We start from the raw sequence: 13,395 nt of genomic DNA on the forward strand, positions 1-13,395 counted from the left end.
TAGTTATAATCATAGGTAAATAAAAAGAGGGTTGAAAAAATCAACCCTCTTTTTAAAAAATATGTTTTTAAATATTATTTTTTGATAAACGGTAATGTTACCGAAGCATCATCTTTTATAATTCTAATAAAATACATACCATTACTTAATGTTGAAGTATTGATTGCAAGATCTTCATTAGTTACAATAGTGCTTTTAGTAATAGACTGTCCTAACATATTAACAATCTCATAGCTATTTGGTAAATCGTTAGTATTACCTAATTTGATATTTAATTGATTATTTGTTGGGTTAGGATACACATATAAATTGCTACCTGCAAAATAATCATCTACGCTAAGAGCGTTTGCTAAGAAGTTAACGCTATCTATAAAAGCAAAATCACCTCCTGAAGCAATTGAAGCTCCAGTAGCAGTATTAACTCTTAACTCATAAGAACCATCACCATAATCACAGCAGATACCATCACCATAAGAATCATTAATTACAAAGGTATAACATTCATTTGTTCCTACTGGAATTGTATATTCAAAAGTTGAATTATCATCTAAATCTCCATCATAAGAATCAGACCCTACAACAGTACCATTACTATCTACTATAGACCAAGTTGTTTCACCAGAATAATTATCTGTTGTAATAGTAAAATAAATATCTGTTGCTTCAATAGATGCTGGTGCAGCAGCAGCAGTAAAATCAGCATTAGTATCATCATTACAACTACGTTGATCTGCATTACCGTTTGGAGATGCAATTGACACATTTAAAACATGTGCTCCAGCACTAGTAGTAACCATTAGATCTATATCTTCAAATTCACCTTCTGCTAAGTTTCCTGTCCAAGATATATCTGTAGACGTTCCACCATCAACATCATAAGTTACAGTTGCAGAAGTTAAAGCAACAGTACCAAAGTTTTGGATTCTAACATTTGCAACAAGATCACTAGTACAAGGAACAGGAACTAATTGATTAATTTCTATACTACCATCATTACTTACATCTGCTAAAGGCGTACATTTATCAGATGTTGTTGTGTTTGGTCTATTATTTCCAGCTTGCATAACAGCAATAACTCTTGCTTTTTGCTCGTTAGTAAAAATATTCATACATACATCAGTAGTATAATCCATATAATTTTCAATCATATCTGGATCTCCAGAAGGACAATGATCTGAACCTACAGGGCAATTAGAATTATTCGGTGCATTTTGAGCAGGTGTATCTGCACAAAAATCACCACTCGTAGCTCCTTCAGCGCAAGTCCCACCTTGAAACGTGTGGTATAATCCTAAATAATGACCAACTTCATGTGTCATTGTTCTACCTAAGTTAAAAGCTCCAGGAATAGTAACTCCTGTTGCATCATTAGAACCAAAATAAGTGTAATTTGCTACAACTCCATCAGAATTTGCAGGTCCTCCAGGAAATTGAGCAAAACCTAATAATGTATTATCTGAAAAATTCACCGACCACATATTCATATATTGAGAAGCATCCCAAAAAGTTGCAGGTTTCAAAACTGTATCTGTATTACCACCTGGACCAGACCAAGATGTGCTTACAGCAGACATGTCTATTCTATTTATACCTGTAGTTACACAACCATCTGGATCTTGCTTAGCTAAGCAAAATTCAACTTCAACGTCTGCTCCATCAGGATGCGCGTTAAATCCTCTAGAACCAACAGCTCGTCTATAATCATCATTTAATACTTGAATTTGTGAAATCACTTGAGCGTCAGAGATATTAGCACCAGTTCCAATAGGTTCTCCATTATGAATAACATGCACTACAACAGGAATTGTAAATTGAAGCGCTCTCATAGAGCCAGATTCTAATTGTCTTTTAATTTCAGTGATTCTCGGGGCCAATTGGCGTTCAAAAGTTTCGCTACCCATCATATTTGGGTTATCAATTAATAGCTGAGCATTATACTCATCTGTTGCACAGTTTCTAAATTGTTCAACATTTTTCTCTTGAGCTGTAAGGCTCAAACAAGAAAAAACCATTGCAAAGCAAATAAGTTTATAAGTAAAGTTTTTCATAGTATGTTTTTTATAGTAATTAAGCTACCAAATTAGTGAAATTATTTGAAAACGAAAAATTGTAAAAACTATTTAACTTGAATTATTTTGTTAATCTTTTAACTATTTTTATAGCTATTCTAATACAATTAGAATAATTTTAAACAAAAAAACAACTAATCATGAAAAGAACATTACAAAAAATCTTGTGTTTACTAATTATTACGACTATTAGTTTTAGCTATGCACAAAACAAAATCTGGACTAAAAGCAACAAGACAACAGAGAGTAATACACTATCAAAATTCCATCTGGAATCTACAAAAGTTGAAACTTTTACTTTTAACACAAATGCTTTAGGTCAAAGAACTCAATTAGCTCCTCTTAGAGGAGTAAGTAAAAATGCATCTAACACAATTATTGAAGTTCCTACTAACAATGGAGAATTTGAACAATTTAGAATTTATGATACTCCTATTTTTTCTTCGGAATTAGCTGCGCAATATCCAAACATAAAATCTTATGTTGGTTATGGTGTTGAAGACCCTACAACTCGTTTAAGCATGAGTGTGTCACCACAGGGTGTGCAAACAATGATTTCTTATGTTAATAAAGAAACCGTTTTTATGATGCCAACAGCTCATGGTTCAACAGACTACATTTTATACACAAAATCTTCTAGAGGAGATTACGACAGTGAATTTGTTTGTAGTACTATTGATGAAATGGTTGAATCTTCTCATAATAGAACAGATTCTCAATTTCAAAGAGATGCAGATGACCAAACACTTAGAAGTTATAGACTTGCAGTTTCAGTAAATGGTGAATATACAGCATACCATGGAGGAACTATTGCAGGAGCATTAGCAGGAATCAACGCAACTCTAACTCGTGTAAATGCGGTATTTGAGACTGATATGGCAATCACTTTTAATTTAGTGGATGCACCACAATTAATTTATACGAATGCTGCTTCAGACCCTTATAGTGGTAATTTAGGCGCTTGGAATGCAGAATTAGCAAATACGTTGGATGCCAATCTAGCTGATGGTGATTATGACATTGGGCATATGTTTGGTGCCACTGGAGGAGGTGGTAATGCAGGATGTATAGGTTGTGTTTGTGAAAATGGTACAGTTAATGCTGGTAATCATAAAGGTTCAGGAATTACATCTCCTGCAGATGGCATTCCAGAAACAGACACTTTTGATATTGATTATGTTGCTCACGAAATCGGACACCAAATGGGAGCAAATCATACATTCTCTATGAATACTGAAAGCGCAGGTGTTAATGTTGAACCAGGAAGTGGAACAACAATAATGGGTTATGCTGGTATTACTGGAGCAAATAATGTGGCATCACATAGTGACCCTTATTTTCATTATGCTAGTATAAATCAAATTTTAAATAATGTTAACTCTGGACCTAACCAGTGTGCTATAACTACTGCTATAGCTAATAATCCTCCTGTTGCAGACGCAGGACAAAATTACACCATCCCAAAAGGTACAGCTTACATATTAAAAGGAGCTGCCACAGATGCTGATGGTGGTGATATGCTAACCTATTGCTGGGAGCAAAACAACTCTGGAGCGGTTACCAATACAAGTTTTGGACCAACTAGCACTAGTGGAGCACAGGCAAGATCTTTACCTCCTTCTACTTCTCCAGATCGTTATATACCAAAATTAAGTAGAGTTTTAAATGGACAATTAACAGAAACAAACCCAGGATTATCTACAGATTGGGTAACGGTATCAACAGTAGCTAGAAATTTAACTTGGGCTTTAACCGTTAGAGATCGTGAACCTACCACAACAGGATTAAGCGGACAATCGAGTTTTGATTTAACTACTATAGCAGTTAATGGAACAGCTGGACCATTTGCAGTAACCTCTCAAAATGACGGAAGCACATGGCAAAGTGGAACAGAGGAAATGATCACTTGGGATGTTGCAGGAACTACTGCTAATAATGTAAATACTTCAAATGTAAATATTTTATTATCTAATGATGGTGGACAAACATTTGATATTGTATTGGCAGCAAACACGCCAAATGATGGTAACGAAATGATTACAGTTCCAAATGCAGACTCTGCTTCTTGTCGTATTATGATTGAACCAATTGGAAATATTTATTATGCAGTAAATAGCGTAGAATTTTCTTTAGATGTTGAAGTTACTACAACATGTACTATATATAGTTCAGTAGATAATCTAGATATCGCAATTCCTGATGGACCGGGAGGAAATGGTAATCCAGGTGCACCAGCAGTTAGTGTAATTAATATAGCAGATTCTGAAACTATTGATTTCATTAAAGTAAATGCAGATATAAGCCATGAATACATCAATGATATTATTATTGATATTATTCATCCAGATGGCACAACAGTATCTAAAATTTACAATAGAATTTGTGGTAGTCAAGATGATATAGATGTCACTTTTACAGATGGAGCTCCAAGTTTTGTTTGTGCTACTCCATCGGTTGGAGAATACAGTCCTAGTGAAGCTTTATCAGTCTTTTCTGGTTTAGATAGTAGCGGAGATTGGACGATATCTGTTACAGATAACTGGGATGCCATTACAGGAACTTTAAACGATTGGTCTATAGAAGTTTGTACTACAACCGTTACACCTCTTAGTGTAGATGAATTTACTGCTGGAGAATTTTCAATATTTCCTAACCCAAATAAAGGAGAATTTACAATTAAGTTAAACTCATCTTCAAACCAGGATATCAATGTCGACATCTTTGATATTAGAGGACGAAAAATCTTTAATGAAGCTTATACAAATAATTCAGATTTTAATCAAATTGTGAGATTGAACTCAATTCAATCAGGAATATATTTAGTAAAAGTAAGTGACGGTAAGAAAGAAATCACTAAAAAAATTGTGATAGAATAATTTTTCTTCGGAAAAACTAAATAAAAAAAGAGAGACATAATGTCTCTCTTTTTTTATTTCCCATTAAAGGTATTCATTGTATTGTTTATTCCTGCTAAACCAAATGATTTGATAAGTTCAACTGCTTTTTCAAAACGCTCAGGAAGTTTTTGATTTTCTTCATCTGTCCATTCGCCAAGTACATAATCTACTTGTCGTCCTTTACTAAACTCATCACTAATTCCAAATCTAAATCTATTATACTTTGTTGTTTGCAAGGTGTTTTGAATGTCTTTAAGACCATTGTGTCCTCCATCGCTACCTTTTGTCTTAACTCTAATGTTTCCGAAGGGAAGATTTAAATCATCTGTAATAACCAATAAGTTTTCTAATGAGATTTTTTCTTTAGTCAACCAATACTGAACTGCTTTTCCGCTTAAATTCATATACGTACTTGGCTTTAAAAGAATGAAAGTTCGTCCTTTAAATTTATAGGTTGTTAAGTCTCCTAGTTTTTGAGTTTCAAAAGTGAGCTCTTCTTTTTGCGCTAAAGCATCTAAGACTTTAAAACCAATGTTATGTCTTGTATTTGCATATTTCTCGCCAATATTACCTAGCCCAACGATAAGAAATTTTTTCATAGGATCTGTTTCTTCGACATCAAAAGATGTGGAGTTCCAATTAAATATATTACGGATAAATTTCCAGATAATATTATTGTTTAGATGTGTTCATGTTCAAAAATAAAAAAGCATTCTATAATATATAGAATGCTTTTTAAAATATTATAGAAAAATAAGTTCTATTCTTGAGCTTCTGCTCCATCAGTAGCAGCTTCTGCTCCTGCTTCTAATTCCTCATCATCTTCATCATCAACAACAACAGCTGTTCTTGCAGTCTTAATTTGAACTACAACTGTGTTATCTGAATGCAATAATTCATATCCTTCACCTTCTAGAGCTGTAACATATAATTTACCACCAATTTTAAGAGGTGTGATATCTGCTTCTAAGAAATCTGGTAAATTTTTAGGTAAAGCTTTTACTCTTAATTTACGTCTGTTCTTACGAAGAATACCACCATTTAAAACACCTTTAGATGTTCCGATAACACGCACAGGAATATCCATAGCAATTTCTTTATCTTCAAATAAACGGTAAAAATCTACGTGTAGAATTCTATCTGTTACTGGGTGAAATTGGATGTCTTGTAAGACAGCGTCATAAGTTTCACCGTTTTCTATGGCAATCACAACTGTATGCGCATTAGGCGTGTATACAAGTTTAGAAAAAGCCAATTCTGGTGCAGAGAAATGCACGTTTTGGTCTCCTCCGTATAGTACGCAAGGAACCTGACCAGCATTACGTAAAGCTTTCGTTGCCTTTTTGCCTACGCCTTCTCTTTGAGATCCATTGATTGTAATTGATTTCATTTTTAAAATTTATAATTATTATTAATATTCAAATTTATGACCAGAGTAATACTTTACTATGGTGATTTAACGTAGTCGAAACTACATTAAAAACTTAGAGCTAATTGATTTGTTATAATGCACGTTATGCATGACTTCTGCAAATAAATCTGCACAGCTCAATACTCTAATTTTATTACTTTTTTGTTTTAGAGGAATTGAATCTGTTACAATTAATTCCTGTAATTTAGAGTTCTCAATTTTGTTATAAGCATCACCAGATAAAATAGGATGTGTACAAATGGCTCTTACACTAAGTGCACCTTTTTCCATCATTAAATCTGCTGCTTTTGTTAATGTTCCAGCAGTATCTACCATATCATCAACCAATACTACATTTTTTCCAGTAACGTCACCAATCAATTCCATATGAGAAATCACATTAGCTTTTGCACGTTGCTTATAACATATAACAACATCACTTGCTAAAGCCTTAGAATATGCATACGCACGTTTTGATCCACCCATATCTGGTGAAGCAATTGTAAGATTATCTAAGTTAAGTGATTTTAAATATGGTAAAAATATAGTTGATGCAAATAGGTGATCTACAGGTTTCTCAAAGAATCCTTGTATTTGATCTGCATGCAAATCCATTGTAATGATACGTGTAGCTCCAGCAACCTCTAGCATTTTTGCTACTAATTTAGCTGCAATAGGAACTCTAGGTTTGTCTTTACGATCTTGTCTTGCCCAACCAAAATAAGGTAAAACAGCGGTAATGTGTCTAGCAGATGCGCGTTTTGCAGCATCAATCATCAACAACATTTCCATTAAATTTTCTGGTCCAGGATGTGTAGAACCAATAATAAAAACTCTTGATCCTCTTATAGATTCTTCATAAGAAGGTTGAAATTCGCCATCACTATATGTTGATGTAATGACATTACCCAAAGGCACACCAAAGGTTATTGCAATTTTTTCAGCAAGTTCTTTACTTTGTCCGCATGCAAATATTTTTGCTTCTGTAGCTCCGTTTGGCATTGGTAATGAATTATTTGTGTTAATAAAACACGCTTTTATTTAACGAGGTGCAAATTTAGGAATTTATTTGAACAGAAAAAGCATAAAACCTACTATTTTTGATTGATAGTAATAAAATATTTTATAATTTTGCAGTCCGAAATTGCTCAAGTGGTGGAATTGGTAGACACGTTGGATTCAAAATCCAATGTCGCGAGACGTGCGGGTTCGATTCCCGCCTTGAGTACAAAAAAAGGCTTCAGCTTATTTTTTAGTTGGAGGTTTTTATATTTTTTTGATTTCAAAATAGTAATTTAAGAATAACTATAAAGGTAATTTAATCTTTTTAGAACTTGATATGTGTAATTTAATGTTACTCATTGAGTTTTTTAAGTTTTATTAAAAAAATAAGAAATTATTATTCAGAGTCCTATTTTTGTTTATATTTAGTATAAAATAGTAATTTGACAAAAATCTGGCCGATTTATCAAAAAAATTAACAGATATAATGATAATATATCATATATGTCTGATTTAATAAGTTATTATAATTAAATTAAATATATTTATGACAGACTTTAAAATTAAAAGAGGTGGAGGAATTTCTTCTTAATTATCCCATTCTATCTTAAATTTAGGATATTTATTACCTTCTAAAAAGGCATCTTGAAAATTAAGCACATAGCATATTTTGTAAGAGCCATTTTCAATCGAAGTACCATCGCTTATCAATATTGCATGATTAGAAGATGCTTGAACCCATCTTTTATTTTCATGTTCCCAAATAAATGTTTGATGAGCTCTAGGTTTTTTATTCAAATTAATTTCGACTCTGTCATACAATATTGGGTATTTAGACCATTCACTTATCCAAAATTCTTTTTTTGATGTAAAACAGTTATTTACATCCATTTCTAGAGTCGATTTACCTAATTTATATTGTCTAAAACTCTCTTTAATTGGATTAAAGACAAGTATCACTCCATTATTATTTTTTCTAAGGTGTTTTTTTAAATCTTTACCACTTGTCGGTTGATCATTAATTAAAACATTAAAAACTTTGGTTTGAGGTTCAAAATTCGCTTTGTAATGAACATCTTTTTGATCTTTTTTTAATGGTATAACTTGCATTTCTTTTCTAAAATGCGCACGTTTACCACTAGAGTCTTTTATCGAAACATTAGTTTTAGAAAAGAGAATAATTAACCCACAATCTCCTATCGTTTTGATGTAACTGTATTTTAAAGGTATAACCGTTAAGTTATCAGGTAAGTATTGATTTATTATCTGACCCAATTCCTTATAGTTAATATTAAGTCGTTTCCTAATTGTTTTATCTATATAATCTACATTTTCAATGTAAGAATTATTATCTTCTAAACTCTTCTTCAGATTCAAGTTTAATAGATTAATTTCATTCAGTTTCTTATCACTTTTTATTTTTTCATTATTTAAACGTTTCAATTTTATTTTTTGATAAGTTAAAAAGGTAATTGTAATAATTATAAATAGAGGAGTAATAATAAAGAAAAAACCAATTAACAAAGTGCTTGTTGAATTAGAAAAAATGGATTTAATAACCTGTCCGAAATTATTAATTAATTTACTATTAAATATTAATAAAATTAGAGTAGCTAAACTACCTGCTAAATAAACCCAAAAACTAAAATCTTTGCGCCACTCAAAAATAATTTTCCAAACCCCAAGTAAGTACTTTATCATATTTTCTAAAAATATATTTTTTACATCGACTAAATATAAACATAGGTTATAGCTAAAATTTAATCTTATCTTTTATTTTAATAATTAAAATAAAAGATAAGCCTCATTAAAACATCGAAACAAATTTCAAAACTGAATAAAATAGGGAGAGTTTAAATATATATAAAAAAATTGAATTTTCTTTGAATATATTCAAAGTGAAGCATTGTAAATAATCAACAAGGTGAGTTAACCTAAACTTGAGTAATAAAAAGGCTCTAACAATATGTTAAAACCTTTTTATTTTTATTCCCCTTCTAGCACCAGCGTGACATTATTAAAATCTGCAGCACTGTTAATTAAAGTCCTATAATCTTCGTAAAGACTAGTATCTACATGATTCATTCTACAGTGTTTATCCGTAGTGATGGTAAGCACGTTTCCTTATAATTCATAATGCGAATCAAAGCTCAATAGCGTTTCACCATTTTTTTTGTATAAAGTGAATTACATCTTGTAAGAAACTAATTATCTGATTTGAAAAGGCTTTTTGTAATTCTAAGTAAGATAAAGATGTAACCTGTGTCAACGCCACCAACAGCAGCTATTGACTGCCAATCATACTTAGTAAATGCCATAAAGAAAAAAAGACCTGTCCCAAGAATGAAAATTGCTATGGTTACATAAAAGAGAATCCACTGCATTTTAATTTCGTGAGATAATTTTACTATATCTTGAATATCGTCACTCATTGAATTATTTTCAGTTGTCATTTCTCATGTATTTATAATATTTAACAACTTTCATTTCATCTGCACCATAAATATATTTTAATCGCCCGTCAAGTTTACAATTTTCACATTCTATAAATTTCGGTATACTTTTGAGTGAATCATAACTAGCTACTACGGTATTACAAGAGTCGTTGGGACATTCAAGTGAATACATTTCTTTAAAGTAGCCTTTATTAACAGCTGTTCTACATACTAACTTAGCCATTTTTGTTGTTGTTTCTAAAATAGCACGAATATTCTCAACATAAATCCTATTAGGGTTTAATTGTTTTATAGAAGATTCAAGATTAGATATGTTTGGAATTAATAGCATATTTAATTATTAGACAACAGTAAGTTAATGAAATTTTCATGAGCATCTACTGTTTCTGGATGTAATTTCATTGACACTATTCCTTCTGTAGGATCGCAGTCAAAATGTTTTAGATCAGCAGTAGAATTAAGAGTTTTAAACCTATTATTTCTTAAAGGAGTTAACATGGCATCTCCCCATTTAACTGGATAGGTTAGCTTAAATAAATATTGTTCATCCATCTTTGTTTCATTTGCAGCAGTAGCATCTTTGTTTCTAAATGTCTTTGCGTCAAAATAATCGATTTTCCATAACTCCTTAATGCCTTTATTTAAATCAAGTTTTATTAAGGTCGAACTTATGGTACTTTGAATAATTTGCTTTATTTCTTTATCGATGGGATTATTAGAAGCCTTAAAAATGTCAAAGTTAAAATAAGTTCTTAAATCTCTTGCGTGTGTATTAATTAAAAGTTGAACGATTGGACCTTTTGTTATTAATCGAAAAGGAACTTTAAATATCAAAACTTCTGTCGAATTAGTTTGTGTGTTATAATAACTAACTTCATTTTTATATAAGAAAGTAGCAGTTATTCCGTGTCTATTAACTGTAGTATCTAAAGTTTCTACTAATGGGTTTGTTATAGTTATACTTTTTACCCTGATGCTAGTTTCAAAAAAATAAATGTGTTTATGTAAGTAGCCAAAATTTTGATTTATAAAGCTATTAATAGTAGCTGCATTCATATTTATAGCCACAGAATTGATTATACTGTCTTTAGTTCCTGTTACACCAAAATTTTGGTCAAGAACCTTCTTAGGAAACGCATCCAAGAGTCTGGAATAAATATTTGCAGATGAGTTCATCTAATGTAGTAAGTCGTTAGTTTTGAATCGCATGAGTGATCAATAAGTTTTATCATCAAGAAATTTAAATGTAGTATATTTTCAATATTAAGTGATTGTGGAATTCCATAAATCTTATTAATTTAAATTAATTATAAATAAGAAACTGAAGTTTCATCATTTGTCAATATAAGTATTTTGGTAAAGTAAATATTAAATTTCCACCGCCATTCAAGCCTTTATCAAAGTAGTTCTATTATCACCTTGTATTATAATATGAGTCTAATACTGCAATGTGTTGGATCTACTAAAAGTAAGATAATTATACTTTTGACAGAAAACATCAAGCTTTTCAAGGTCTTTAAAGAAAGAGTTCGATAATTGGGTCACCTTGAGTACAAAAAAAGGCTTCAATTTAAATTGAAGCCTTTTTATTTTTATTCTGTTTCCAATACCAGCGTGACCTTATTAAAATCTGCAGCACTATTAATCACAGTTCGATATTCTTCGTAAAGACTTGTGTCTACATGATTCATTCTGTAATGCTCATCTGCTGTGATGGTAAGCACATTTTCGTTTAATTCATAATATGAATCAAAGCTTAAAAGCGTTTCTCCACCTTTTTTGTATTCGTTTTTGATATTGATATCATCGAGGTTTGCAATTTTATAACCTTCAGGAATTGTAATATTTATAGTTCTAAAATAACTACGTTGAAACTCGCCTTCTACTGGCAATTTACGTTCCTTTTCTTGATATAATTCTTGTTGTCTTCCGATTAAATCACCAACATTAAACAATTGTTTTCTGCCTGCATTTTCTACAAACTTGTTAGATGTGAATTCTACAATGAATTGAATTGGCTTTATTCCGAAGAGATTCGAATTTTTATTATTTATAGTTTTGCTTACAATCTCTGCATCTTCATCCAGGTTTTTAGCAAAACCCTCTATAATTTCTTTTTCATTTTCTGGCTTAATCAAATCCATATAAGGATGAATAAACATCCCATAATACCCACTCATTGATCGATCTAATTTAACATGTGTCTTAGAAATATCTTCGTCATCAAATGTGACATCAATAACCATTTTATCAACGTTTTGATCTGCTGTAATAGGCTTGATATATTTCACTTTTGCTACTGCAGATTTAAAATCTCCTATCACAACTTCTTTGATACTCAACCCATAGGTATCTGTGAGGTATGCTGGCGGATAACCGTAACGCGAATCATTTTCGCTTGGCGAGAGGTATTTTTTAGTCTTCGGAAAATAGAAAAGTGCATCTTGTAAAAAATTGTTTGCCTCAAACTCTTCATCAAATCGCATGTACTCACGACTACAAGTGTAAATGAATTCAACTTTTATATCCAATTGATTAAAAATAGCTGTGTATAATTTAATAGCACCTCTTTCATTTGTTACTTTATCTTTTACAATATCTAACAAATTAGACAGTTTTTCTCCATTAGAATTCGCGACAAAAATATTTGTTTTGATGTACGTTTCTATAGCTCTTATCTTCGTATCAATATCATCTTCTTTTTTATAATCTATGTTTTTTAGGAATTTTTTAAGTTCTGAAATTTCTTTTTTTGAAAGCTCTTCATTATAAAAATCATAAATATTTTGAGCTACGTTTGCGTATGAACTAATATCCTTAACTCTACCTGCTACATTAGCATCTAAAGCATAAATTAAAAACTTTTTATCTGCTGTATATGCAGCCATTTCTTCTTCTTCTAATAATTCTATGGTATCTAGTTTGAGGAAATAGTGTTTTTTATCTTCGGAAATTGAATCGTTAACAACTTCATCTAAACCATTAAAACTTTTGAATTTAAACAATAAATTTGATGGCGAATACAAATCAAACTCTACATTATTTCTTGTATAGTCAGATTGAAGTGTGATACGTTTACCTTTATAACTTGGGTATCGATTAACAACATAGATATACTCGATGAAGCTTCCTTTTTCTACACCTTCAAAAGCGAAATACTTGTAGGTTCTTTCAGTTTCAGAATCTGTAGCTGTTAAAATTTTTGATTCGTCCAAATTGATCACTTCACCTTTTGCGGTAATTACTCTTGCTTTATTGACTACTAATTTAGATTCAGAATCATAAGGCAAATACACTTTATTGAATGCTTCTATTTTATCATCGCTATTTAGATAATAGACTTTATGTTCTAAAAAATACTCAGTTAAATTATCTTCATCATCGAAATAAAACTCTGTAACAGTCTTTTCTTTCACTGAAGCCATATTATCATCTTCAATGCCTTGATTGGTGTATTTAGGATTCGCATCCCAATCATAAGTTTCGTAAAATGGTTGTGCATTTATTGTTGTAAAAAACGCGAAAAAGATGAGGCAAGTATTTAAAAATAATTTCATGTA

10 protein-coding genes and 1 tRNA gene are annotated in these 13,395 nt (G+C 31.2%); 2 read left to right on the forward strand and 9 right to left on the reverse strand.

Annotation, left to right across the window (positions count from 1 at the left end; genetic code table 11):
- Positions 1-74: 74 nt before the first annotated feature.
- A complete protein-coding gene (locus tag IM744_RS12940; RefSeq protein ID WP_194508567.1) occupies positions 75-2,048 on the reverse strand; it encodes a M43 family zinc metalloprotease in 1,974 nt (657 codons plus the stop codon).
- 161 nt (positions 2,049-2,209) lie between these two features.
- Here IM744_RS12940 and IM744_RS12945 point away from each other — a divergent pair, with 161 nt between their 5' ends.
- On the forward strand, positions 2,210-4,945 hold the full coding sequence (locus tag IM744_RS12945; RefSeq protein WP_194508568.1) for a zinc-dependent metalloprotease: 2,736 nt from the start codon (positions 2,210-2,212) through the stop codon (positions 4,943-4,945).
- 53 nt (positions 4,946-4,998) lie between these two features.
- Here the strand turns inward: IM744_RS12945 and pth are convergent, their stop codons facing one another.
- The 3 genes from pth to IM744_RS12960 form a co-directional block, all read right to left on the reverse strand.
- The gene (gene pth / locus IM744_RS12950; RefSeq protein ID WP_194508569.1) at positions 4,999-5,565 is read right to left on the reverse strand and encodes an aminoacyl-tRNA hydrolase; all 567 of its coding nucleotides are present in this window, start codon (positions 5,563-5,565) and stop codon (positions 4,999-5,001) included.
- Between the two features lie 161 nt (positions 5,566-5,726).
- A complete protein-coding gene (locus tag IM744_RS12955) occupies positions 5,727-6,356 on the reverse strand; it encodes a 50S ribosomal protein L25/general stress protein Ctc (RefSeq protein ID WP_194508570.1) in 630 nt (209 codons plus the stop codon).
- A gap of 81 nt (positions 6,357-6,437) precedes the next feature.
- The gene (locus IM744_RS12960; RefSeq protein ID WP_194508571.1) at positions 6,438-7,379 is read right to left on the reverse strand and encodes a ribose-phosphate pyrophosphokinase; all 942 of its coding nucleotides are present in this window, start codon (positions 7,377-7,379) and stop codon (positions 6,438-6,440) included.
- A gap of 144 nt (positions 7,380-7,523) precedes the next feature.
- On the opposite strand from IM744_RS12960, the gene IM744_RS12965 reads away from it, so the two are divergent.
- Positions 7,524-7,605: transfer RNA gene (locus tag IM744_RS12965), tRNA-Leu, on the forward strand.
- A 362-nt stretch (positions 7,606-7,967) separates the two neighbouring features.
- On the opposite strand, the gene IM744_RS12970 is transcribed toward IM744_RS12965, so the two are convergent.
- From IM744_RS12970 to IM744_RS12990, 5 genes are all read right to left on the reverse strand, one after another.
- Positions 7,968-9,080 carry a hypothetical protein gene (locus IM744_RS12970; RefSeq protein ID WP_194508572.1) on the reverse strand — a complete coding sequence of 371 codons (1,113 nt, stop codon included), beginning with the start codon at positions 9,078-9,080 and terminating at the stop codon, positions 7,968-7,970.
- A 503-nt stretch (positions 9,081-9,583) separates the two neighbouring features.
- On the reverse strand, positions 9,584-9,832 hold the full coding sequence (locus IM744_RS12975; protein ID WP_194508573.1) for a hypothetical protein: 249 nt from the start codon (positions 9,830-9,832) through the stop codon (positions 9,584-9,586).
- Positions 9,822-10,166, reverse strand: coding sequence for a hypothetical protein (locus IM744_RS12980; protein ID WP_194508574.1), 345 nt, complete (start codon positions 10,164-10,166; stop codon positions 9,822-9,824). The genes IM744_RS12975 and IM744_RS12980 overlap by 11 nt, the downstream gene beginning before the upstream one ends.
- 2 nt (positions 10,167-10,168) lie before the next feature.
- A complete protein-coding gene (locus IM744_RS12985) occupies positions 10,169-11,011 on the reverse strand; it encodes a hypothetical protein (RefSeq protein ID WP_194508575.1) in 843 nt (280 codons plus the stop codon).
- Between the two features lie 416 nt (positions 11,012-11,427).
- Positions 11,428-13,392, reverse strand: coding sequence for a DUF3857 domain-containing protein (locus tag IM744_RS12990; protein WP_194508576.1), 1,965 nt, complete (start codon positions 13,390-13,392; stop codon positions 11,428-11,430).
- Positions 13,393-13,395: the final 3 nt, after the last annotated feature.

It is taken from the genome of Psychroserpens luteus (genome assembly GCF_015319355.1).
Taxonomy (GTDB): Bacteria; Bacteroidota; Bacteroidia; order Flavobacteriales; family Flavobacteriaceae; genus Psychroserpens; species Psychroserpens luteus.

Bases quoted from the DNA above. Each gene is read 5' to 3' on its own strand.
- IM744_RS12940 (WP_194508567.1), bottom strand. From the start codon at position 2,048: ATGAAAAACTTTACTTATAAACTTATTTGCTTTGCAATGGTTTTTTCT.
- IM744_RS12945 (WP_194508568.1), top strand. From the start codon at position 2,210: ATGAAAAGAACATTACAAAAAATCTTGTGTTTACTAATTATTACGACT.
- pth (WP_194508569.1), bottom strand. From the start codon at position 5,565: ATGAAAAAATTTCTTATCGTTGGGCTAGGTAATATTGGCGAGAAATAT.
- IM744_RS12955 (WP_194508570.1), bottom strand. From the start codon at position 6,356: ATGAAATCAATTACAATCAATGGATCTCAAAGAGAAGGCGTAGGCAAA.
- IM744_RS12960 (WP_194508571.1), bottom strand. From the start codon at position 7,379: ATGCCAAACGGAGCTACAGAAGCAAAAATATTTGCATGCGGACAAAGT.
- IM744_RS12970 (WP_194508572.1), bottom strand. From the start codon at position 9,080: ATGATAAAGTACTTACTTGGGGTTTGGAAAATTATTTTTGAGTGGCGC.
- IM744_RS12975 (WP_194508573.1), bottom strand. From the start codon at position 9,832: ATGACAACTGAAAATAATTCAATGAGTGACGATATTCAAGATATAGTA.
- IM744_RS12980 (WP_194508574.1), bottom strand. From the start codon at position 10,166: ATGCTATTAATTCCAAACATATCTAATCTTGAATCTTCTATAAAACAA.
- IM744_RS12985 (WP_194508575.1), bottom strand. From the start codon at position 11,011: ATGAACTCATCTGCAAATATTTATTCCAGACTCTTGGATGCGTTTCCT.
- IM744_RS12990 (WP_194508576.1), bottom strand. From the start codon at position 13,392: ATGAAATTATTTTTAAATACTTGCCTCATCTTTTTCGCGTTTTTTACA.